This window comes from Aliivibrio sp. S3MY1, assembly GCF_028765575.1.
GTDB lineage: Bacteria > Pseudomonadota > Gammaproteobacteria > Enterobacterales > Vibrionaceae > Aliivibrio.
Genome location: NZ_JARACO010000016.1, coordinates 63,355 through 86,380, shown reverse-complemented (window position 1 = coordinate 86,380; position 23,026 = coordinate 63,355). Strand labels below are relative to the sequence as shown.

The following is a 23,026-nucleotide window of genomic DNA, read 5'->3' as shown; positions in this document are numbered from 1 at the left end:
TCTTGAAGTGATATAGTCATCGCAATGTATATTTTTTATTAAAGTAGAATGGATGTCTGATTCTTTATTATTCCACAGAGCTTATGAACATGAATCAAGCTCTAAGTGGGTTGTTTTTGTTCATGGTGCGGGTGGAAGTTCGACAACATGGTTTAAGCAAGTCGCTGCTTTTAGAAAGAATTTTAATGTTCTGCTAATTGATCTACGTGGTCATGGACGTTCGAATAATTTCTCGAAAATTAAAGAATTCATGAACAAGCAATACTCTTTTAAAGTGGTAAGCCAAGATATTATTGATGTACTTGATCATCTTAATATTAAATCAGCACATTTTGTGGGCATGTCGTTAGGCACCATTATTATTCGTAATTTAGCCGAGTTAGCACAAGATAGAGTAAGCTCTATGGTGTTAGCGGGGGCAATTACGCGTTTTAATTTTCGCTCTCAATTTTTAATTAAGATGGGAGATATGACGAAAAATATCATGCCTTATATGTGGTTATATAAACTGTTCTCTTATGTCGTTATGCCACAGAAAAGCCAAAAAGAATCACGTCATATCTTTACCCGTGAAGCTAAAAAACTGTGCCAGAAAGAGTTTAAACGTTGGTTTAAACTAGCCGCTGATGTGAATCCACTGATGCGTTATTTCAAAGATAAAGAATTAGCAATTCCTACACTGTATGTGATGGGAGCAAATGATTATTTATTTATGAAGCCAGTAGAAGAGATGGTAGCGGTACATAAACACAGTCAGTTATTGCAAATTCCAGAATGTGGCCATGTGTGTAATATTGATAGGCCAAAAGAATTCAATAAATACGCGATAGAGTTTATTACAGCTCAATAGAAACAAACAAAAGAATTGAATAGAAAACGGCGATCATTATGATCGCCGTTTTTATATCCGCTAACTCATGTTCTGAATTAAAGAATGACAGTTTTGTTACCATATACAAAGACGTGATCATTTAAGACTTTAGTTAACGCCTTACTTAATACCGATTTTTCCACATCACGACCGGCCATCGCCATATCTTCGGCACTGAAGTTATGATCAACAGGGATAACATCTTGTTTAATGATAGGACCTTCATCTAAATCATTTGTTACAAAGTGAGCCGTCGCCCCAATGATTTTGACACCACGATCGTAAGCTTGTTGGTAAGGTTTTGCACCAATAAAAGCCGGTAAAAAGCTGTGGTGAATATTGATGATTTTTTTAGGAAACTGGGCAACAAAGTTAGCGGTTAATACACGCATGTACTTTGCTAGCACGACATATTCAGGTTGGTATGAGTGAATCACATCCAGTATTTTTTCTTCATGCTCTTCACGCGATAACCCTTGATGACAAACATGATGGAATGGAATGTCGAATTTTTCGATGAGTCCACCTAAGGTATCGTGGTTACCAATGACTGCGGCAATTTCAATATTCATGGCACCTGAATAAGCCTTGATCAGAATATCACCAATACAGTGTGCTTCTTTAGTGACTAGAATAACCACTTTTTTACATGGTTCAGTGACTAATTTTCGGTGGCTACCCTCTGGCAATGCTTGATCGATATCGAGTAGGAAGGTTTCATCATTGAAAATACCCTCTAGTTCCGTTCTCATAAAGAATTGACCAGTGACATTATCTACATATTCATTATTGTGAACTATATTCAATTGATGCTTGTAACAAATGTTGGTTATTTTCGCTATTAGCCCACGAGAATCAGGGCAATCCGTTAGTAGTATTTTCTTTTCCATTTTATCTCTCGTGATCACAAAGTGTTCAAATAAAAATTTATATATAAAAAGTACTCCTTTTTGTACCTATAAATAGAGCCCTCGTAAAGTGTTTTTGATTAAATAAAAACAAAACAGTAAATAGGCGCTATTAAAACTTAACGTTTAGTTTCTTTAAAAATCTTGGCATAATCCAATCTTATTTTTAATTCACGATGTAATGTAGGTTGATATGATTGCCAAGATTTTTTCTTCTTCAGGCGCGTTAGGTAAAGCCATTCCTGGTTTCCAACCTCGTCAACCTCAGCTTGATATGGCTCATGCGGTCCATGATGCGATTAAAAATGGCACACAACTTGTGGTAGAAGCCGGGACAGGGACAGGGAAAACCTTTGCTTATCTTGCTCCAGCTCTTGTTAGTGGCAAAAAAACCATTATCAGTACAGGCTCTAAAAACTTACAAGAGCAGTTATTTCATCGTGATCTGCCTTTGATGACGTCGTCGTTGGGCTTTTATGGTCAAGTTGCGTTATTAAAAGGGCGCTCAAATTACTTATGCCCTGAGCGGCTAAATCAACAACTGATAGAAAGCCATACTCCGCAAGCGGATCCTGAATTATTAACCCAATTGGTTAAAGTACGAGCTTGGTCATCTGAAACCAAAACAGGAGATCTAGGTGATTGCACTGCGATTGCAGAAGACAGTCCTGTCATCCCAGCGATAACATCAACGAATGACAATTGCTTAGGTAAGGATTGCCCAAGTTTCGATGAGTGTTTTGTGGTTAAAGCGCGTAAAAAAGCGATGGATGCAGATGTTGTTGTTGTCAATCACCATCTATTTCTTGCGGACTTAGCGATTAAAGAGACTGGTTTTGGTGAGTTAATTCCAGAAGCGGACATTTTTATTTTTGATGAAGCGCATCAGTTACCAGATATTGCGAGCCAATATTTTGGTCAAAACCTATCTAGTCGCCAGTTAACTGAATTAGCCAAAGATATCGAAATTGGTTATCGCACCGAAGCGAAAGACATGCGTCAGTTACAAAAAGTAGCAGAGCGTCTAGCGGGTTCTGCAATGGATCTTCGTATTATTCTAGGTGATACCAATTTTAGAGGTAACTGGCGAGAAGCGATCAAATCACAAGCGGTTCAACGCGAAATAGTTCGAATCAATGATGCATTTGAATTAGCTCATGATGTATTAAAGCTCGCACTAGGGCGCAGTCAATTATTGGATGCGGCTTTTGATCGTTGTGCTTTATTGAAGAAACGTCTTGAGCGTGTTTGTGATACCACTATTGGTGGTTATTCCTATTGGTATGAATGTACGCCACGTCATTTTAGTTTGAATATTACGCCATTATCTGTGGCTGATAAATTTAAAGAGCAAGTGGCAGATAAAGAAGGTGCTTGGATTTTTACGTCTGCAACGTTAGCGGTAAATGATGACTTTTCTCATTTTACCCAACGCTTAGGGTTAGAGCCGACAAAACAATTTTCTCTGCCAAGTCCGTTTGATTATCAAACCCAAGCATTACTGTGTGTTCCTCGATTTTTACCTGAACCAAACAGTCATGGCATTGCGGATAAGTTAGTTGAGTTATTACAGCCCGTGATTAAACAAAATAATGGACGCTGTTTTTTCTTGTGTACTTCGCACCAAATGATGCGAGATCTGGCGGAGCAATTTAGACAAACTCTCGATTTACCGGTGTTAGTTCAAGGTGAAACGACAAAGCAAAAATTATTGTCTGAGTTTATGGAGCTCGGCAATGCATTATTGGTTGCAACCGGAGCTTTTTGGGAAGGTATCGATGTTAGAGGTGACGCGCTAAGCTGTGTTATCATAGACAAACTTCCTTTTACAGCACCGGATGATCCATTACTAAAAGCTCGAATTGAAGATTGTCAATTGAGTGGTGGTGATGCATTTTCACAAGTACAGATACCAGATGCTGTGATCACCTTAAAGCAAGGTGTTGGACGTCTTATTCGAGATACTAAAGATAAAGGGGTATTGGTTATTTGTGATAATCGTTTGGTTACTCGACCTTATGGTTCTACGTTCTTGCAAAGTTTACCACCGATACCACGCACACGAGATTTACGTAATGTGTCTGAATTTTTGGCAAAAGCCAATCAGACCGATGAAAATGAATCAGAAAAACAAGAAGCCATTTTAGAAAATTGAGGCATTAATGAGCGCAAATATTTTAGCGGTAGATACCGCCACTGAAAACTGTTCTGTCACACTGATTGCTGATGGGAAAGTCTATTCTCGACGTGCAGTGGCACCGCGTGAACACACGATTAAAGTACTTCCATTTGTTGATGAAGTATTAAAAGAAGCGGGTGTGCGCTTACAAGATTTAGATGCTCTTGCATTTGGTCAAGGCCCAGGTAGCTTTACCGGTGTTCGTATTGGTATTGGTATTGCTCAAGGTTTAGCGTTTGGTGCCGATTTACCTATGATAGGTATTTCAACATTAGAAGCAATGGCGCAAGCAGGTTACCGAGTTCATGGTGCAGGGCAAGTGGCAGCGGCGATTGATGCACGTATGGGTGAAGTTTATTTTGGTATGTATCAACGTAATGATGATGCAACCTGGACTTATAATGTTGCAGAAGCGGTGTTTAAGCCAGAAGCGTTATTAACGTATTTACCAGAACAATCAGGTGAATGGTTAACCGTAGGCACAGGTTGGGATGCGTATACGGAAGCGTTAGTTGAATTACCATTAGAGCGCAAAGCCTCAGAGATACTTTATCCTGATGCTGAAGATATCGCGTTTTTGGCACAACAAAAATTCGAGCAAGGGTTGGCGTTGCCAGCAGAAGAATCGACCCCTGTTTATGTTCGTGATACGGTGACTTGGAAAAAGCTACCAGGTCGCGAATAATTTTTAAATCAGCGGAGTGATGAACTCCGTTTATTAATCAATTAAGAAAGGTCACAATGGTATCAATTCATGGGCTACCGCCAGCATTAGTACAGAATCAAAAAGTACAAAAGCAGCAAGCCGTTGGAAAGAATAATCGGATTAAGAAAGCTAATGGCAGTACAGCCATGGTTGCTCAGCCGTCCAAAGTGGCTACAGCAGTTACGAATCAAGTAAAGCAGCTAAATGCTTCAGAGTATGCTAATTCTCGATTGCAATACGATTTGCCTGAAGGGGGGAATCGTAAAGCAATGGAGGAGTATATGGATATTATGCTGCAAAAGCGTAGAGAGGAACTTGCTCAGCTCGTCGGTGTCGATCTCTATATCTAGCTTCAGTTATGAAAAGGATTAATATGAAACAGACATTGTGCTTTCTATTTACGTTATTACTTGCAGGTTGTAGCTCACTTCCGACAGAATTAGAATCATCTCAAGCGGCAGTTATTACGAAATACAGTGTTTTTTCAGCAGCTGCTGAACATAGCCGACTAAGCGAAGTACGTTTAGGTGGGGTTGTGGCTCGTATTGATAACTTAAAAACGACCACTCGCATTGAAGTGGTGAACCTACCCATTTCTTCTGCTGGAAAACCAGATATAGCTCAAGAACCTAATGGTCGATTTGTGGTTTATTTTGATGGGTTTATCGATCCGGTGACTTATGCAAAAGGCCGATTAATTACGGTCTTAGGCCAATCAAATGGAATTGAAAAGGCCAATGTTGGTGATTTTCTTTACTCTTTCCCTGTTATAACGGGGGCTTCTATTCATTTATGGCAAGTGCAAGAATACGTCGTGACCAATGATTTCAATATGAGCTATATGCCGTGTACTGGCAGCCGATGTCTGCATCAGCGTAGTATTGAAAGCCGACGTGGGAAAGTCGTACAGGAAGTAAAATAACCAGTATGAGTTTATTTCAACAATCAAGTATTGACCTTCACCATGGCACAGTGGCCATGATGGAAATTAAACCAAAAGAGATCCATCAAACGATATTATTTTTACATGGTTGGCAAGATAATGCGGCCACGTTTAAAACAACGATGGAAGCTTACACAAAACAACAGCCATTTCATCATTTAATCGCGATAGATTGGTTTGGTCACGGGCTATCAAGCCATAAAGGGAATGATAATTTTTATCACTTCTTTGACTATATTGATGATCTTCACCAGATAATACTTCAGACAAAATTAGAAAATGTAGTGTTAGTTGGGCATTCATTAGGTGCTTTAATCGCGAGTGCTTATTGTGCTGTTTTTCCTGAAAAAGTGTCTGCACTTATGATGATTGAAGCATTAGGCCCATTGAGTGAAGATGAAGATAAAATCACTGAGCGATTACGCCAAGGGATCCTAAGTCGCCAGCGGTATCGTAATAAGCCTCAACGAACATTAAAAGATAAGCAAGCGGCGATTGAGTTGCGATCAAAAGTGAATCAGTTACCTGAGTTACTAATAGAGCCAATGGTCACTCGTTCATTAACAATATCATCTGAACATGTGGAATGGACAACGGATGCGAAAGTGAAATGTGATTCACTTTATCGAATGAGTGAAGATCATGCTTTATCGTTACTTTCGAAGATTGAATGCCCAGTTGTTGCGGTTATTGGCAGTGAGGGGTATGGGCATTTAAAGCAGAAAACCCATCGATATTGTCATATTTCCAATTTTGAATGTTTTAAAATAGAGGGTGGTCACCACTGCCATTTAGAACACCCAGATCAAGTGAGCCATTATATTGGTGTTCTGATTAACAAAATAACCACATAACTGCTTCACATATTTAAAAAAAATCCATATTTATGGTCAAATAAGCATCGAATGAATAATTGAGAATAAAAATAGTTGACTATACTTGTAGAGTAAATAGTCTACTCATCAAAAGTGATATTGATCACTGTTATTGAGTTATTGCTAAAAGAGCAATGAATCGTATATAGAATAGGAGAAAAGCGTGGATAAAGTTTGGCTTTCACGTTACCCAGAAGACGTACCAGCAGAAATAAACCCAGACCAATACAGTTCATTGGTTGATATGTTTGAGCAATCGGTTCATAAATATGCCGATCAGCCTGCATTTATCAATATGGGGTCAGTAATGACATTTCGTAAGTTAGAAGAGCGCAGTCGTGCTTTTGCTGCTTACTTACAAAATGAACTTAAACTGAAAAAAGGTGACCGAGTTGCTTTAATGATGCCGAACTTATTGCAATATCCTATTGCACTGTTTGGGGTATTACGTGCAGGTATGGTAGCGGTAAACGTTAATCCACTTTATACACCACGTGAATTAGAGCATCAGTTGAATGATTCTGGTGCGGCGGCAATCGTAATTGTCTCAAACTTTGCTAGTACGCTAGAAGAAGTAGTCGATAACACGCCAGTTAAACACGTGATTTTAACGAACCTAGGTGAGCAATTACCTCGTGCGAAAGGCACTATTGTAAACTTCGTTGTTAAGTACGTGAAGAAAATGGTACCAAAGTACGATCTTCCTCATGCGACTTCTATGCGTAATGCATTGCGTAAAGGCCGTAGAATGCAATACATCAAGCCATTTATTGATAGTCAGGACTTAGCCTTTCTACAATACACTGGCGGCACTACAGGCGTAGCAAAAGGCGCAATGCTGACTCACCGTAATATGATTGCTAACGTAATGCAGGCAAAAGGGGCTTACGGTCCTGTGCTGACAGAAGGTCGCGAGCTTATTGTTACCGCATTGCCTTTGTATCATGTCTTTGCATTAACCGTAAACTGCTTACTGTTTATTGAAATGGGCGGTCGTAACTTACTTATTACTAACCCTCGTGATATTCCAGGTTTTATTAAAGAACTACAAAAATACCCATTCACTGCAATTACTGGCGTAAATACGCTGTTTAATGCTTTAGTGAACAACGAAGATTTCCATGAGTTAGATTTTAGCAATCTTCGCTTATCTGTTGGCGGAGGTATGGCCGTGCAACGTGCGGTTGCTGAAAAATGGCAGCAACACACTGGCTGTTACTTACTGGAAGGCTATGGTTTGACTGAATGTTCACCATTGGTTGCAGCATATCCTCATAACTTAACCTCATACAATGGGTCTATTGGCTTACCTGTCCCATCAACTGAAGTTCGTATGGTTGATGAAGAAGGTAATGTCGTTGCTAATGATCAAATTGGTGAGCTTCAAGTTCGTGGTCCTCAAGTGATGAAAGGCTATTGGAACCGTGCTGAAGCAACGAAAGATATGATCACTGATGATGGTTGGGTAAGTACAGGCGACATCGTTAAATTTGATGAAGAAGGCTTCCTACACATTGTTGATCGTAAAAAAGACATGATCTTAGTTTCAGGTTTTAACGTGTATCCAAATGAGATTGAAGATGTCGTTGCGCTTCATGGGAAAGTGTTAGAAGTTGCAGCTGTTGGTAAACCTCATCCAACATCGGGTGAAGTGGTTCGTATTTGTGTTGTTAAGCGTGATCCTAGTCTTACTAAAGATGAACTTATTGCTCACTGCCGTAAGCATTTAACTGGTTATAAAATCCCACGTATTGTTGAGTTTAGAGATGAGCTTCCAAAAACAAACGTAGGTAAAATTTTGCGTCGTGAACTGCGAGATGAATATAAAGCAGAAGAAAACGCGTAATTTGGTTACAATGTAAAAACACGATAATGCCAGCTTAATCGCTGGCATTATTTTTATAATAAATATAAATAATAGAGACAAGATAGCTTAGTTTTTATTGAGGTTAAGCTATCTTGCCTTACCGATTTTTTTAAGGAAGAACAGTGGAATTTGAAATCGTTAAACAGAGTCAACGTTTAGCTGAGATCTGTCAGCAAGCAAGTCATAAACCATTTCTAATGTTAGATACTGAATTTGTACGCACAAGAACGCTATATGCACGTTTAGGTTTGATTCAAATGTTTGATGGTGAAACATTAGCATTGGTTGATCCGGTTGAAATTGATGATTTAACCCCACTTTGGGATTTATTAAAAAACGAATCAGTGACTAAAGTTCTTCATGCTTGTGGTGAAGATTTAGAAGTGTTCCAACACTACGCAGGCTGTATGCCTACGCCGATGATAGATACTCAAATCATGGCCGCATTCCTGGGTTATGGTTTATCTACGGGCTTTGCGAAATTGGTGTCGGATTATTTAGGTGTCGATCTAGATAAAGGTGAAGCTCGAACAGATTGGATGGCGCGTCCATTATCTGAAAAACAGCTTAACTATGCCGCAGCAGATGTGCACTACTTATTACCTATGTTTGAAAAGCTAAAAGCAGAATTAGCAGAAACACAGTGGGAAGCTGCAGCCTATCAAGAATCTGAACTAGCAGTAAAAAAACGTGAAAAGCAGCCAGATGCTGAAAAAGCGTATTTAGACATTAAAAATGCATGGCAGTTAAACCCTAAGCAATTAGCAATATTGAAAATGGCCGCGAAATGGCGTTTAGAAGAAGCTAGAAAGCGTGATTTAGCAGTTAACTTTGTTGTTCATGAATTAAGTTTATGGAAGTTAGCGCGTTTTGGTTTGCGTAGCAAAGAGCAAATGTTAAAAGAGGGTTTTGACCCAAGAGAAGTTCAACGTCATGGTGGTAAGCTATTACGCTTTACTTATTTAGCTGATGATTTAGATCCCGCAGAATATCCAAAAGAGATCTCTCGATTAATGGATTACCCAGGCTATAAGCAGATTTTTAAGCTATTGAAAGATGAAGTGAAATTAGCTTCAGAGCAATCTGGTTTAATGCCTGAATTTCTATCGTCTAAAAAGCAATTAAATCAGTTACTTTCTTGGAAGTGGAAGAAAAATTCTGCGCCAGAATTCAAACCGGAAGCATTAAACGGTTGGCGTGGTGATTTATTAGAAGCTCGATTTATGTCTGTGCTTGAAAAGTAATATCAATGTAATTCATTAGGTAATTACTGGAATTGGTATTATTGCTTACTTACTAAAAAGGTGACTATTAATAGTCACCTTTTTTTAATATTATAAGCGCGGTGCTTAATCTAAATATTAATGGTCGTCTTCTGGAAGCGTCACGTTTAGTTCTAAAACTGATAGGTCTTCTTCTTTTTGTTCAAGAGATACCGTTACCATTTCAGGAGTGACGTTTACATATTTACTGATCACTTTAAGAATATCTTCTTTTAGCTGCGGTAAATATGAAGGAGCAGGACCGCCATTACGACGTTCTGCAACGATGATCTGTAGTCTTTCCTTAGCTATGTTAGCAGTGTCTTTTTTTGGTGTTCTAAAAAACTCAAGCAATGCCATGCTTACCCTCCAAATAGTCGTTTAAAGATGCCTTTTTTCTCTTCTTCTAAGAAGCGGAATGATACTTCTTTGCCTAATAAGCGATCGACAGTATCTTGATATGCAGCACCCGCGGTTGATTCTTCATCAAAAATCACGGGAACGCCTTTGTTTGATGCGTTTAGTACTGATTGACTCTCTGGAATTACTCCCAGTAGTGGAATATTTAAGATTTCTTCAACATCCTCCACACTTAGCATTTCGCCTTGATTTACACGGGCTGGGCAGTAACGTGTGAGTAATAAATGTTGTTTTACAGGCTCTAAAGATTCTTCTGCTCGACGTGATTTTGAATCTAAGATACCCAGAATACGGTCAGAGTCACGAACAGAAGAGACCTCAGGGTTTGTAGTAATAACAGCTTCATCGGCAAAATATAGAGCCATAAGTGCACCGGCTTCAATACCTGCAGGAGAATCACAGATGATAAAATCAAAATTCATTTCAATAAGATCATCAAGAACTTGTCGTACCCCTTCTTTTGTCAGAGCGTCTTTATCACGCGTTTGAGATGCAGGTAAAATAAATAGATTACCAACACGTTTATCCTTTATTAACGCTTGATTTAATGTCGCTTCACCATTGATTACATTTACAAAATCATAAACAACGCGACGCTCACAACCCATGATTAAATCAAGGTTACGCAAACCAATATCAAAATCGATGACCGCGGTTTTCTTGCCAGCTAATGCAAGACCGGATGCAATAGCAGAGCTAGACGTAGTTTTACCCACACCACCTTTGCCTGAAGTCACAACGACAATACGTGCCATTTTTATTATTCCTTTTATGTTGTGCTATAACGTTAGGGTATCGACTTGAATACGGTCTTCGACCATAGTGATCATGACATTTTGATGCCAATACTCTTTGTCAATTTGGTCGCTTAACCAATAATTACCAGCGATAGAAATTAGCTCAGCTTGTAAATTTTTACAGAATACTTTTGCTTCTGTTTGGCCACTCGCACCAGCAATTGCTCTGCCTCGCAAGGTTCCATGTATATGTATACTACCATCTGCAATGACTTCCGCTCCTGGGCTTACGTGATTTAATATCACAAGGTCGGCATCTTTTGCATACACTTGCTGACCAGAACGAATAGGGGTTCTAACCACTTTCGTTGGCTGCATATTGGCTTTTTGTGTTACTTGTTGAGGTGTAAATGAGGTCATCACAGCAAACCCTGCTGCAGTGGCCTGAGCTTGTTTTTCTTTATCTTTGCAGCCTGTGATCCCAACTGGGATCATACCAGTGCGTTCGACACCAGATTTTAGCTCAACAAAGTTAATTTCATTTGATACATTTTCAATGTTAACAACAACAGGCGCAGAAGCAAAAAAAGAAGGCGCTTTCGCTACTTTTTCTTCAAGCATAGCTAATGCCAGATGTACGTCATCATTAGGTAAATGTAATACTGAAAGGGTGAAATTACTGCCCTTTAAATCGGCTGTTTTTGTCATACTATTCTGTATCTTGATAAATTTAATACCACAAATCTGATACCATGTTATAGTCAGTTTGACTGCACAGCAAGTTATCTTCTTGTCTTAAGTGTACTTTTTAGTAAGGCTCTCATCAAATAGACATTGTTTACATGTTATAAGTTGAGAGCAAGATCAACCCTTTTTAAAATAGGTTATAAAATGTTCTGCTCAGTTTATAAAAGTACTAAAAAACAAGGTGCTTATCTTTATATAGAGAAAAAAGATGACTTTACCCCAGTTCCTAAAGAACTGATGGCGATGTTTGGAACGCCAATCATGGTAATGGTAGTAAACTTAGCAGGAAGAACGCTAGCTTCAGTTGATGTAGAAACGGTAAAGGCATCAGTTAAAAATGAAGGTTTCTTTTTACAGCTACCGCCACCACCAGAAAATTTGCTTGAAAAATATAAAAAAGATAAAGCAGCACAAAAAGAGAGTGAATAATGAAGAAAAAATTACTGCTAGGGATAGTCAGTCTGCTAATGGCAACATCTGTGACCGCAAATACACCCGAAGGGGAATTCCAGGACTATATTGTAGAATTAAAAAATGAAGCGAGAGAAATAGGCATTTCAGAACCTATTCTTGAGCGTGCATTTAAAGATATTGCCTTTAAAGAAAAAGCGGTCAAATCAGATCGTAACCAACCAGAAAAAAAATTAACGCTAGATGAGTATATTCCACGTGCTGTGCCAAAATGGAAAATCAAACAAGCGAATGATTTATACCAAAAACACTATAAAGAGTTGAATCATATTGGAAATGAATATGGTGTCCAACCTCGTTTTATTGTTGCTTTATGGGGGGTTGAAAGTAATTTTGGTAAATTAACTGGCGGTTACAACGTTATTGAAGCATTGACCACATTAGCTTATGACGGTCGTCGTGAAGAGTTCTTCAAAAAACAAACCATGGCAGCCTTAACGATTTTACAGCAAGGTCATATTACTCCGGAAAACATGAAAGGTTCATGGGCAGGGGCGATGGGACAGTGTCAATTTATGCCGACGTCATTCTTAGCGTATGCGGTTGATGGTAATGATGATGGGCGTAAAGATATTTGGACTACCGAAGCCGATGTATTTGCTTCAGCTGCAAATTATTTAAAACAAGTGGGTTGGGATGATACTTATACTTGGGGGCGTCAAGTTCAATTACCTGAATCATTAGATGCTGAAAACCTAAAAGGGTTATCGGAAGAAAAAGGCAAGACACTAGCTCAATGGCAGGACCTTGGTGTTCGTCGTTTAACAGGCAAAGCGTTACCTGATGTAGATATCGAAGCGTGGTTAGTGCAACCAGATGATAATAATGGTCGTGCGTACCTTGTTTACAACAATTACCAAGTATTAATGGATTGGAACCGCTCGCATTACTTTGCGCTGGCGGTGAGCCACTTGGCAGATTCTATTAAGTAAATTATAGAGTTCAGATCGGTCGCAAGCTCCCTAGCAGAATTCAGAGGTTAGTGTTGTTAGTTGTATACTTACAACGAACACCTCTGAATTCTTTAAGCGAAGCGATCTGAACTCTGCTTTTAGCTCTTAAATATCCAGCGGCTTCCCTTTCAACAATCTTCTCACCCACAATCTTCCTGGGTGTAATCCTTCAAGTACTGAGTTTGGCAGTGGGATCGGATCACCCATGATCTGTGATGCTAAGGTTTCAGCCAATAGGGGCGCAGAGCTTAATCCTCTTGAACCTAATGTCAGCATACAGAATAGGCCTTCATAGACAGGAATATCTTTCGCTTCACGTAACCAGTGGCGTTTCTTATAGATATTTTTGTACTCTTCTTGCATATCCTCAAAACGAACCACATTACCAAGAAATGGCAGATGATCACGACTGGCGCAGCGAATACCGACACGAGCATGATTGCCAGAGGTATCTGCCTCTTTCACCCAAGCTTCATTAGGAATACATTTCTGTAATCGTTCACCATTTTCTATTTGATCTGATTCTTTAAACGCTAAATCTAAATCACGACGATCGTAACTTGCCCCGATACAATGGCTTTGATCTTTGGTGTTTTCAGGGGTTAAATAGCCGTCATAACACAGTACAGTTTTCAGTTTTTTCAGTGATTCGGTTGTAGGAATATGACTCACTTGGCCTCGAACCGGTGTTGCTGGAATCTCTTTAGTTTGCTCAAAATCAGTAAATCTGTGCCCATTAGCAACCACAACGGCTTGATGTTTATTGGTTTTTTCACCAAGAACAAGGTTCCATTGTTTATCGTCCGTTTGAGTTAATTGCGTCACTTCAGCATTATTATGCAGCGTAAACAGTGGGTTTTCTGACAAATGAGTAAAGATCCCACGAGTTAGCTGTTTTGGACATAACCAGCCCCCAAGAGGGTAATGAACGCTCTCCATATTTATGGGTAGGCCAACATGGTGGTTTGTTTCTTCTTTGCTAAATGCGGTGACGAGTTCATTGGGAAACTGAGCAGTTAGCATTTTATTTAATTTGTTTTCTGATTTTTCATCCCATTTGAGTTGGGTTACGCCACACCAATCGTGATCAAATTCCACGTGTTTGGCTGCTTGCTCGATAAACTGACGAGCAAAAATAAAGCCGGGAGCAAAGAATCGTGATAATGAATTAAACTTCTCATTCAGTAGAGGGTAAACCGCCCCTTGCTTATTACCAGAAGCGCCTTGTGCGGCTTTATCGTCTTTACAGTAAACAGTGACATTCACACCGCGACGAAGCAATGTTGTCGCCAATGATGCACTGGCTACACCACCTCCTATAATCGCTACATCAGTGATGTTTTCTGGTGTCGAACGCGCATACCAAACCGCATGATTCGCCTTGGTTTTACGTTCCGTTAATGTCCCTGCAATCATGTCTCTTTTATGTCCAAAGCCTTTGACTTTTTTCATATCAAAGCCAGCTTCAATTAAGCCTCGACGAACAAAACCTGCTGCTGTAAAAGTGGCACAAGTGCAGTCTTCTTTAGCAAGGCTTGCCATATTATTAAAAAGAGTTTGATTCCACATTTCAGGGTTTTTACTTGGTGCAAAGCCATCTAAAAACCAAGCGTCGATAACACCAGAATCGTCCATCCAAATCTGAGGCATGCAATCTTTGATATCACCAAACCACAGATCAAGCGTGATCATGCCATCTTCTAATACTAAACGGTGGCAATCAGGTACAGCGGCAGGATAATGGGCTTGCAGTTGCTCTGCGAGTTCAGCCAGTTCAGGCCATGCTTGATGCGCTTTAACTAAATCAGCTTTGGTTACAGGGAATTTTTCAAAACTGACAAAATGAAGTTCTTTAAGTGCTGCATCTGGGTTTTGTTCTCTAAATGTTTTAAACCATTGCCACACGGCAAGGAAGTTTAACCCAGTACCAAATCCGGTTTCACCGATTACAAAACGACGTTGATCATAATCTTGCCATCTTTGAGGCAGATGATTTTGCTGTAAGAAGACGTATCGTGTCTCTTCTAATCCATTATCATTAGAAAAATAGACATCATCAAAGTCATTTGAGACAGGAGTTCCAGATTCATTCCAATCAAGAATTGCATTTGTGATGCTGTTTTGTGGTAAAATGTGATTTCGTGACATAAATTTGCACCATTAAAGATAATCTACGTCGGATTTTAACGACTTATAGGAAAGCTGACCACTTTGTTGTGCTATCTTCGCTATTATCTACCAAGATTTATGACTTATTAGGAAAGAATCATGAAAAGAGCCGTAATTACAGGCATGGGCATTGTATCAAGTATCGGTAACAATGCAGAAGAAGTATTAGAGTCTCTGAAAGCTGGTAAATCAGGCATTAACTTCTCTGAGCAGTTCGCTGAAAAGGGTCTGCGCAGTAATGTTTGGGGCGATTTGAAAATGAACCCTGCTGACCACATCGATCGCAAAAAAATGCGTTTCATGGGGGATGCGGCTGCATTTGCTTACATCTCAATGGAGCAAGCCGTAGCAGATTCTGGCTTAACAGAAGATCAAGTTTCAAATGACCGCACAGGTATTGTTGCAGGTTCTGGTGGTGCATCATCACTAAACCAAGTAAATGCAGTGGATATCTTGCGTGAGAAAGGCGTTAAGCGCGTTGGTCCATACATGGTTCCACGTACAATGGCATCAACGGTTTCTGCATGTCTTGCAACGCCGTTTAAAATTCGTGGTGTTAACTACTCAATGAGTTCTGCATGTGCAACTTCTGCACACTGTATTGGTCACGCGGTAGAGCTTATTCAACTGGGCAAACAAGACGTAATGTTTGCTGGTGGTGGTGAAGAGCTAGATTGGTCATTAACGATGATGTTTGATGCGATGGGCGCACTATCATCAAAATACAATGACACACCAGAAAAAGCATCTCGTACTTACGATGCAGACCGTGACGGTTTCGTTATCTCTGGCGGCGGCGGTATGCTAGTTATCGAAGAACTTGAACACGCACTTGCTCGTGGCGCTAAAATTTACGGTGAAATCGTAGGTTACGGTGCAACATCTGATGGCTACGACATGGTAGCACCATCAGGCGAAGGCGCAGTTCGTTGTATGAAAATGGCAATGCAAAACGTAGACAGTGTTGATTACGTGAACACTCACGGTACATCTACCCCTGTTGGTGATGCAAAAGAGCTAGGCGCTATCCAAGAAGTATTTGGTGCGAACAGCCCTGCAATCTCTGCAACTAAAGCAATGACTGGTCACGCACTAGGTGCAGCCGGTGTTCATGAGGCAATCTACTCAACGCTAATGCTAGAGCACGGTTTTATCGCGCCGAGTATCAACGTTGATACATTAGACCCAGCCGCTGAAGGTCTTGATATCGTAACTGAAAAACGCGATCAAGCACTAACAACAGTTATGTCTAATAGCTTCGGCTTTGGTGGTACAAACGCAACGCTAGTTATTAAGAAATACGAAGCGTAATCGTGTAATCACTAAAAAATAGTAAAACCCAGTCACTTAAATTGGCTGGGTTTTTTTATGCCTGATTTTTATCAAGATACTCACTGTTGCTTGGTATAGTGCAGTGATACACTGAGTTTATGAATCTAAAGGATAGATATTGAAAATATGAAAATATTGATTGATGAAAATATGCCTTATGCTGCTGAGCTGTTTAGTGAGCTAGGCGAGGTTGTTGCTAAATCAGGAAGAACACTAACAGCAGATGATTTAATTGATGTTGATGCATTGATGATACGCTCTGTAACCAAAGTGAATGCAGAATTAATCTCAAAAGCCAATAAACTCAAATTTGTAGGCACAGCAACAGCAGGTATGGACCATGTTGATCAAGCTTTATTGAAAGAAAAAGGGATATTTTTCACGGCGGCTCCTGGGTGTAATAAAGTGGGGGTTGCAGAATACGTATTAAGTAGTGTCATGGTATTGGCTCAACAGCACGGCTTTTCTATCTTTGATAAAACGTTTGGCATTGTTGGTGCAGGTCAAGTCGGTTCTTATTTAGCTAAATGTCTTGATGCGTTAGCGATTCCATACTTACTTAATGACCCAATAAAAGAGCAAGAAGGCGACAAACGTTCATTTGTAGCGTTAGATGAATTACTAGAAAAATCAGACGTTATTAGTTTCCATACGCCGATCACACGCGATGGTGAATTTCCAACTCATCATTTGATGAACGAGAAAAGATTAACAGCACTGCGTAATGACCAGATAATGATCAACGCTGCACGTGGACCGGTTGTTGATAATCAAGCTTTAAAACAACGCTTATTAAAACAAGATGGTTTTAAAGCGGTATTAGATGTTTTTGAGTTTGAACCACAAGTTGATATGGAATTATTGCCTTTGCTCTCTTTCGCCACTCCTCATATTGCAGGGTATGGACTCGAAGGTAAAGCACGTGGAACAACCATGATCTTTAACTCTTATTGTGAGTTTTTAAATTGTGAAGAGCGAGCTGATCCTCAGGCTCTATTGCCTATTGCGCCAATCCCTAATGTGACACTAAATCAGCAATGGGATCATTCAACACTGCACAATTTGATTCAGTTAGTCTATGATGTGCGAAAAGATGATGCCATATTCAGAGCAGAAATCTCAGCCGTCGGTGCGTTTGACAAAATGCGTAAAGACTATTGGGATAGAAGAGAATACAGTGCAATCACAATCACAGGTACTAAATACTGTGGTCTTACTCCGTTACAACAACTTGGATTTACAATCGAGGAAGTCTAATGACTCAAGAATTTGATGTTGCCATTCTTGGCGCAACTGGTGCCGTTGGCGAAACAATCATAGAAGTATTGCAAGAGCGTAAGTTTCCTGTTCGCAATTTATACCTTTTAGCGTCTGAGCGTAGTGAAGGTAAAACAGTTCGTTTTAATAATAAGACATTAACAGTTGAAAATGTAGAAGAGTTTGATTGGAGCCAAGTTCAAATAGGTCTATTTTCTGCGGGTGGTGAACTTTCAGCTAAGTGGGCTCCAATTGCTGCGGAATCTGGTGTTGTTGTTATCGATAATACCTCGCACTTCCGTTACGAACAGGATATCCCATTAGTGATCCCAGAAGTAAATCCTGAGGCCCTTGCTGATTTTCGTAACCGTAATATTATTGCGAACCCTAATTGTTCAACGATTCAAATGTTAGTTGCATTAAAGCCAATTCACGACGCTGTGGGTATTGATCGTATCAACGTATCAACGTACCAATCAGTCTCTGGTTCAGGTAAAGCAGGTATTGATGAGTTAGCAGGTCAAACCGCTAAGCTATTAAATGGCTTACCAGCAGAGAACAAAGCATACGATAAGCAAATTGCATTTAACTGCTTACCTCACATTGATGAATTCATGGACAATGGCTACACCAAAGAAGAAATGAAAATGGTGTGGGAAACGCAAAAAATCTTTGCAGATGAGAGCATTACAGTGAATGCAACGTGTGTGCGTGTGCCTGTTTTTTATGGTCATGCTGAATCAGTTCATATTGAAACACGTGCTCCAATTGATGCAGCAGAAGCAACTCGTTTACTTGAAGAAACAGATGGAATTGAAGTATTCCACGGTAATGATTACCCAACACAAGTGAGCGATGCTACCGGTAAAGACCATGTAATGGTTGCTCGTATTCGTGAGGACATTAGCCATTCAATGGGACTAAACATGTGGGTTGTTGCAGATAATGTACGTAAAGGTGCTGCAACCAATGCAGTACAAATCGCAGAACTATTAATCCGCGATTATTATTAATAGATAATATACATGCAGGGTTATTTATAATAAATACGAATATTAGCCATGAAAAAGAAAGCCTTAGTGAAAGCTAAGGTTTTTTTCTTCCATTAACCCCACAGTTTTTGCTTAATCGCTACAGTTTTTTTATTATTATCCGATATAGTTACATAGATATCATTTTTTCACTTATTTAAGAGGCATCTCTAGTGTCTGACGCATCCAACAAATTGTTAAAAACGCTAACTCCTTTAGCGCTATTCATTGCATCACAATGTTCCATTGCAAATGCAGCGGGAACAGTTCAAATAGTGGGGCCAGAGGGGAAAGATCAAACTGTCAGTTCACCGGTAGTGATGCAATCACAACCAATGAGAGCCGCAAGTGTCGCTCCAGTAGCGCAAGAAAGAAAAGTAAAAGCGGCTGCAGCAAAAGTCTATGGTCCTACACGAGAAGATGAAACGTTATGGTCGATTGCCAGTCGTGTAAATCCATCGAATACAACCTCGGTTCAACAAACCTTACTTGCTATTTATCGCTTAAATCCACACGCTTTTGAAAACAATAATATTCATGGATTAGAGCCAAATAGCCGTTTACGATTACCGACATTAGAACAAGTTCGTCGTGAAAATACGGATGATGCCAAACAGCTGCTTATTGCCCATAAAAATAAACAGAACCCGCAAAAACCAGTGAGTACCAAAACGACAAGTACAGTTGTACCAGAGCGTAAATCAACGCCGGTGTTAAAAGAAACGGCATTATCTCCAAATAAAGAAAAAGAATCGGTTGTCAATAAATCACCAGCTAAAGAGGTGACTAAAGCGGTTGCTCCGGATTCAGTTATTGAACTGAAATCAGAATTAGATACCACAGGCCAAGAATTTTCAGCATTACAAGAAAATAACCACCAACTTCGTGTTCGATTAGCTGAAGTTCAAAATGAAGTCGACAATCTAAAAAATTCACTAGGGGATGAAGACCGAATTCGTAACGAAGTCGAAAAATTCATTCATGAACAGAAACAACTTGCGGCTGCTGAGAAAAAAGTAGAACCAAGTGCAATGGATAATCTAGCATCAAGCCCTGGCCTCATCGCATTGCTTGCTTTAATTCCAGGCGCCCTAATTGCAGGTTTAATTGCATTCTTCTTATTCCGTCGTAAAAAAGAGGAAGAGAGCGAGACTGAAAACACACCAGAGATCCAGCCTTCGCCTATCGTTATGCCTGAAAATAATTTCAATACGGATGATGATATTCCAGAAATTAGTTTAGATAACGATGATGATCTTTTAGGTGAACTGAATGATGACGAATTCTTGTTTGGTGATGATAACTCGGATTCAAATGATGATTTATTCGCTGAATTTGAAACCGAAAATAACAGCTCAGATTCAGATAATGATGATCCATTTGCTTCATTTGACGGTGAAGAAAATGACGATTTAGATTTAAAATTGTCTGATGGAGATTTAGATCTAGATTTAGACCTTGATGGTTTAGATGATGATATTGACATGTCTTCAAGTGCGCTAACTGTTGATGCGGAAGAAAAAGCGCTAGGCCTTGAGGAGATGGAAAAAGCACTGAATGATTTCGATAGTGATTTATTCTCAGCAAGTGACTTAGAAGAAGAAGATGACGATTTTGATTTATCGCTTATTGATGATTCAGGTTTATCAGCGTTAGATAAATCAGCGCCAGAATTAGATGACAATGAAGATCTTGAAGGTGGTGAACTCGAACAATCAATGCTAGATGACCTATTCTCATCAATGGATATGGAAGATGACGCAGAAGAGTCAGAGTTAGATCAAGGCTGGGATCTGGACGAAAAAGAAGAAACCAAACTTGCTCCAGAGGCAGTTTCAAATTCAGTAGAAGATGATCTGGACTTTGATGCTTTATTATCAGAAATGGAAGATACGAATAAAACGGATGAAGGTACTAATAAAGAAGAGAGCATCGAGTTAGATAATGATGACGCTTTATTGGGAGAACTTGATGAAGAGAGTATTGATCTAGACATTGATGATGATAGCACGGCTTTACTCGATGAGTTATTGGATGAATCTGATGACGAAGAAGAGAGCATTGATTTAGATATCGAAGATGACAGTACTGCATTGCTTGACGAATTACTTGGTGATGATGAAGAACTAAGTGAAGAAGATGATATTGAAATCGATGAAGATAGCACAGCGCTTTTAGATGAGTTCTTAGCAGATGAAGACGAAGAAGAAACGATCGAGCTAGATGAAGATAGCACTGTACTTCTAGATGAGTTACTTGGTGATGATGTTGAAGAAGACGAAAACGCTCAGGGAAAGCGTGGCGATGATACTGAAGTAGACGGTGTAGCAGTATCAGAGGCACTTTCAGAAGACGCACCTCGTGATGAAGACTGGTTAGTTGAAGCTGATGAAGACGAAGATGATGATATTTCATTATTTGAATCTGACACAGAAAAAGAAGACGTTTTATTTGAGCTTGATGATAGTCTTGAGCCAGAAGTTGAAGCAGAAGACGACATCTCGTTTGAGCTTGATGATAGTCTTGAGCCAGAAGTTGAATTAGAAACCGAGCAAGATGATGCGTTGTCTGAACTTGAAGAGCCAGTAGAGCTGGATACACCAAGTACAGATGCGACAGAACAAGCTCAAGAGTCAGAGTTAGCGTCAGAAACAGAAACAGAAACTGACGATGAGTTGGATGATCTGTTTGCTGAATCTGAAGAGTTAGACATTGAAAACGATGAGACTCTAACAGAGGCAGAAGTTGAAGCAGAAGACGACATCTCGTTTGAGCTTGATGATAATCTTGAGCCAGAAGTTGCATTAGAAACCGAGCAAGATGATGCGTTGTCTGAACTTGAAGAGCCAGTAGAGCTGGATACATCAAGTACAGATGCGACAGAACAAGCTCAAGAGTTAGCGACAGAAACAGAAACTGACGATGAGTTGGATGATCTGTTTGCTGAATCTGAAGAGTTAGACATTGAAAACGATGAGACTTTAGCAGAGGCAGAAGTTGAAGCAGAAGACGACATCTCGTTTGAGCTTGATGATAATCTTGAGCCAGAAGTTGCATTAGAAACCGAGCAAGATGATGCGTTGTCTGAACTTGAAGAGCCAGTAGAGCTGGATACACCAAGTACAGATGCGACAGAACAAGCTCAAGAGTTAGCGACAGAAACAGAAACTGACGATGAGTTGGATGAGCTGTTTGCTGAATCTGAAGAGTTAGACATTGAAAACGATGAGACTCTAACAGAGGCAGAAGTTGAAGCAGAAGACGACATCTCGTTTGAGCTTGATGATAATCTTGAGTCAGAAGTTGAATTAGAAACCGAGCAAGATGATGCGTTGTCTGAACTTGAAGAGCCAGTAGAGCTGGATACACCAAGTACAGATGCGACAGAACAAGCTCAAGAGCCAGAGTTAGCGTCAGAAACTGACGATGAGTTAGATGATCTGTTTGCTGAATCTAAAGAGTTAGACATTGAAAATGATGAGCCTTTAGCTGAAGCAGAAGAGGAAGATGACGAAAACGATTTTTCTTTAGATGATTTCTTAGAAAATAGTGCTGTTGATTTCTCACAACCAAGCAATGAAACTCAACTTGATGGTAGTGATAGCGACTTTGAAGGACTATCAATTGAAGATGCATTGGCAGCCTTAGAAGATGAAGATAATAATGGTCTTGAAGAGCTTAATTCTGAATTAGATACTACTGATGAAATTATCCACGCTGAGCCAAGAAATGAAACAGCAGAAGATGAATTAGAGCCAACGGCTTCTGATTTTCAATCACGAGTTTCTGATGAAGAAAAAGAAGCCTTAACTCATCTTGATAGTTCAGGTTTAGATCTTGATAGCATGTTAGATGATGAAGCGAGTGATTGGAGTGGATTTAATTTAAATAACGTATCAAATACTGAGTCAGAGCTAGAAGATGAAGATTGGTCAGAGCAACCTAGTGTTGAGAGTGATCCTCACGGTGAAGATCGTTTCTTAAGTATAGAAGCATTAATTGCAGAAACTGAAAATGGAGATAAATCAGACCTCCAAGAAGAAGTGTTGAATTTAGATGTAGGGCTAGATGACTTTCCAGACATGCTAGGTAACGTTGGTTCGCATGATGTTGATGTAAATAGTGATGCTCAAAGCAAACTTGATTTAGCTAAAGCTTACATTGAGATGTCTGATGATAAAGGCGCTTTAGAGCTATTAGAAGAAGTATTGCGATGTAATGATCCATCATTGAAAGTGGAAGCTGAAAAATTAATGCGACAAATTGATTAGTTTAGAGCAGTAATAATCTTAAAAAGG

19 protein-coding genes are annotated in these 23,026 nt (G+C 39.6%); 14 read left to right on the top strand and 5 right to left on the bottom strand.

All coding sequences use genetic code 11. The features are described 5' to 3' along the window. Nucleotides 1-52 precede the first annotated feature (52 nt). Nucleotides 53-850, top strand: coding sequence for an alpha/beta fold hydrolase (locus PVK62_RS11835; protein ID WP_274443887.1), 798 nt, complete (start codon nucleotides 53-55; stop codon nucleotides 848-850). Nucleotides 851-927: 77 nt separating this feature from the next. On the opposite strand, the gene purU is transcribed toward PVK62_RS11835, so the two are convergent. Continuing rightward, nucleotides 928-1,761: a formyltetrahydrofolate deformylase gene (purU, locus tag PVK62_RS11830; protein WP_274443886.1), complete on the bottom strand. Its 834-nt coding sequence runs from the start codon at nucleotides 1,759-1,761 to the stop codon at nucleotides 928-930. A gap of 211 nt (nucleotides 1,762-1,972) precedes the next feature. On the opposite strand from purU, the gene PVK62_RS11825 reads away from it, so the two are divergent. The 7 genes from PVK62_RS11825 (at nucleotide 1,973) to rnd (ending at nucleotide 9,593) form a co-directional block, all read left to right on the top strand. Continuing rightward, nucleotides 1,973-3,934, top strand: coding sequence for an ATP-dependent DNA helicase (locus PVK62_RS11825; RefSeq protein ID WP_274443885.1), 1,962 nt, complete (start codon nucleotides 1,973-1,975; stop codon nucleotides 3,932-3,934). Nucleotides 3,935-3,941: 7 nt separating this feature from the next. Then, nucleotides 3,942-4,643: a tRNA (adenosine(37)-N6)-threonylcarbamoyltransferase complex dimerization subunit type 1 TsaB gene (tsaB, locus tag PVK62_RS11820; RefSeq protein ID WP_274443884.1), complete on the top strand. Its 702-nt coding sequence runs from the start codon at nucleotides 3,942-3,944 to the stop codon at nucleotides 4,641-4,643. Between the two features lie 56 nt (nucleotides 4,644-4,699). Next, nucleotides 4,700-5,014, top strand: a complete 315-nt coding sequence (locus PVK62_RS11815) for a chromosome partitioning protein ParA (protein WP_274443883.1) — start codon at nucleotides 4,700-4,702, stop codon at nucleotides 5,012-5,014. 23 nt (nucleotides 5,015-5,037) lie between these two features. Further along, nucleotides 5,038-5,586 (top strand): Slp family lipoprotein, encoded by a 549-nt coding sequence (locus PVK62_RS11810; RefSeq protein ID WP_274443882.1) that lies wholly within the window; start codon nucleotides 5,038-5,040, stop codon nucleotides 5,584-5,586. 5 nt (nucleotides 5,587-5,591) lie between these two features. Further along, entirely contained in the window at nucleotides 5,592-6,461 is an 870-nt protein-coding gene (locus tag PVK62_RS11805) for an alpha/beta fold hydrolase (protein ID WP_274443881.1), read from the top strand. 184 nt (nucleotides 6,462-6,645) lie between these two features. After that, the gene (fadD, locus tag PVK62_RS11800; protein WP_274449409.1) at nucleotides 6,646-8,328 is read left to right on the top strand and encodes a long-chain-fatty-acid--CoA ligase FadD; all 1,683 of its coding nucleotides are present in this window, start codon (nucleotides 6,646-6,648) and stop codon (nucleotides 8,326-8,328) included. 143 nt (nucleotides 8,329-8,471) lie between these two features. Next, on the top strand, nucleotides 8,472-9,593 hold the full coding sequence (gene rnd / locus PVK62_RS11795) for a ribonuclease D (RefSeq protein WP_274443879.1): 1,122 nt from the start codon (nucleotides 8,472-8,474) through the stop codon (nucleotides 9,591-9,593). Between the two features lie 117 nt (nucleotides 9,594-9,710). Here the strand turns inward: rnd and minE are convergent, their stop codons facing one another. Genes minE through minC form a run of 3 tightly spaced genes read right to left on the bottom strand, consistent with a single transcriptional unit; the run spans nucleotide 9,711 to nucleotide 11,476 of the window. After that, a complete protein-coding gene (gene minE, locus PVK62_RS11790; protein ID WP_274443878.1) occupies nucleotides 9,711-9,971 on the bottom strand; it encodes a cell division topological specificity factor MinE in 261 nt (86 codons plus the stop codon). A gap of 2 nt (nucleotides 9,972-9,973) precedes the next feature. Then, nucleotides 9,974-10,786 carry a septum site-determining protein MinD gene (gene minD, locus PVK62_RS11785; protein ID WP_274443877.1) on the bottom strand — a complete coding sequence of 271 codons (813 nt, stop codon included), beginning with the start codon at nucleotides 10,784-10,786 and terminating at the stop codon, nucleotides 9,974-9,976. Between the two features lie 24 nt (nucleotides 10,787-10,810). After that, complete coding sequence (gene minC, locus PVK62_RS11780) at nucleotides 10,811-11,476, bottom strand: septum site-determining protein MinC (protein ID WP_274443876.1); 666 nt, start codon at nucleotides 11,474-11,476, stop codon at nucleotides 10,811-10,813. A gap of 183 nt (nucleotides 11,477-11,659) precedes the next feature. Here minC and PVK62_RS11775 point away from each other — a divergent pair, with 183 nt between their 5' ends. Then, nucleotides 11,660-11,944, top strand: coding sequence for a YcgL domain-containing protein (locus PVK62_RS11775; RefSeq protein WP_274443875.1), 285 nt, complete (start codon nucleotides 11,660-11,662; stop codon nucleotides 11,942-11,944). Continuing rightward, complete coding sequence (locus PVK62_RS11770; protein ID WP_274443873.1) at nucleotides 11,944-12,918, top strand: lytic murein transglycosylase; 975 nt, start codon at nucleotides 11,944-11,946, stop codon at nucleotides 12,916-12,918. The genes PVK62_RS11775 and PVK62_RS11770 overlap by 1 nt, the downstream gene beginning before the upstream one ends. A 126-nt stretch (nucleotides 12,919-13,044) precedes the next feature. Here the strand turns inward: PVK62_RS11770 and mnmC are convergent, their stop codons facing one another. Beyond that, nucleotides 13,045-15,087, bottom strand: a complete 2,043-nt coding sequence (gene mnmC / locus PVK62_RS11765) for a bifunctional tRNA (5-methylaminomethyl-2-thiouridine)(34)-methyltransferase MnmD/FAD-dependent 5-carboxymethylaminomethyl-2-thiouridine(34) oxidoreductase MnmC (protein ID WP_274443872.1) — start codon at nucleotides 15,085-15,087, stop codon at nucleotides 13,045-13,047. A 120-nt stretch (nucleotides 15,088-15,207) separates the two neighbouring features. On the opposite strand from mnmC, the gene fabB reads away from it, so the two are divergent. From fabB to PVK62_RS11745, 4 genes are all read left to right on the top strand, one after another. Next, nucleotides 15,208-16,419 (top strand): beta-ketoacyl-ACP synthase I, encoded by a 1,212-nt coding sequence (gene fabB, locus PVK62_RS11760; protein ID WP_274443871.1) that lies wholly within the window; start codon nucleotides 15,208-15,210, stop codon nucleotides 16,417-16,419. Nucleotides 16,420-16,566: 147 nt separating this feature from the next. After that, nucleotides 16,567-17,697, top strand: a complete 1,131-nt coding sequence (locus PVK62_RS11755) for a 4-phosphoerythronate dehydrogenase (protein WP_274443870.1) — start codon at nucleotides 16,567-16,569, stop codon at nucleotides 17,695-17,697. Continuing rightward, the gene (locus PVK62_RS11750) at nucleotides 17,697-18,710 is read left to right on the top strand and encodes an aspartate-semialdehyde dehydrogenase (RefSeq protein WP_274443869.1); all 1,014 of its coding nucleotides are present in this window, start codon (nucleotides 17,697-17,699) and stop codon (nucleotides 18,708-18,710) included. The genes PVK62_RS11755 and PVK62_RS11750 overlap by 1 nt, the downstream gene beginning before the upstream one ends. A 191-nt stretch (nucleotides 18,711-18,901) precedes the next feature. Beyond that, complete coding sequence (locus tag PVK62_RS11745) at nucleotides 18,902-22,999, top strand: FimV/HubP family polar landmark protein (RefSeq protein WP_274443868.1); 4,098 nt, start codon at nucleotides 18,902-18,904, stop codon at nucleotides 22,997-22,999. Nucleotides 23,000-23,026 lie beyond the last annotated feature (27 nt).

Bases quoted from the DNA above. Each gene is read 5' to 3' on its own strand.
- PVK62_RS11835 (WP_274443887.1), top strand. From the start codon at position 53: ATGTCTGATTCTTTATTATTCCACAGAGCTTATGAACATGAATCAAGC.
- purU (WP_274443886.1), bottom strand. From the start codon at position 1,761: ATGGAAAAGAAAATACTACTAACGGATTGCCCTGATTCTCGTGGGCTA.
- PVK62_RS11825 (WP_274443885.1), top strand. From the start codon at position 1,973: ATGATTGCCAAGATTTTTTCTTCTTCAGGCGCGTTAGGTAAAGCCATT.
- tsaB (WP_274443884.1), top strand. From the start codon at position 3,942: ATGAGCGCAAATATTTTAGCGGTAGATACCGCCACTGAAAACTGTTCT.
- PVK62_RS11815 (WP_274443883.1), top strand. From the start codon at position 4,700: ATGGTATCAATTCATGGGCTACCGCCAGCATTAGTACAGAATCAAAAA.
- PVK62_RS11810 (WP_274443882.1), top strand. From the start codon at position 5,038: ATGAAACAGACATTGTGCTTTCTATTTACGTTATTACTTGCAGGTTGT.
- PVK62_RS11805 (WP_274443881.1), top strand. From the start codon at position 5,592: ATGAGTTTATTTCAACAATCAAGTATTGACCTTCACCATGGCACAGTG.
- minE (WP_274443878.1), bottom strand. From the start codon at position 9,971: ATGGCATTGCTTGAGTTTTTTAGAACACCAAAAAAAGACACTGCTAAC.
- minD (WP_274443877.1), bottom strand. From the start codon at position 10,786: ATGGCACGTATTGTCGTTGTGACTTCAGGCAAAGGTGGTGTGGGTAAA.
- minC (WP_274443876.1), bottom strand. From the start codon at position 11,476: ATGACAAAAACAGCCGATTTAAAGGGCAGTAATTTCACCCTTTCAGTA.
- PVK62_RS11775 (WP_274443875.1), top strand. From the start codon at position 11,660: ATGTTCTGCTCAGTTTATAAAAGTACTAAAAAACAAGGTGCTTATCTT.
- PVK62_RS11770 (WP_274443873.1), top strand. From the start codon at position 11,944: ATGAAGAAAAAATTACTGCTAGGGATAGTCAGTCTGCTAATGGCAACA.
- mnmC (WP_274443872.1), bottom strand. From the start codon at position 15,087: ATGTCACGAAATCACATTTTACCACAAAACAGCATCACAAATGCAATT.
- fabB (WP_274443871.1), top strand. From the start codon at position 15,208: ATGAAAAGAGCCGTAATTACAGGCATGGGCATTGTATCAAGTATCGGT.
- PVK62_RS11755 (WP_274443870.1), top strand. From the start codon at position 16,567: ATGAAAATATTGATTGATGAAAATATGCCTTATGCTGCTGAGCTGTTT.
- PVK62_RS11750 (WP_274443869.1), top strand. From the start codon at position 17,697: ATGACTCAAGAATTTGATGTTGCCATTCTTGGCGCAACTGGTGCCGTT.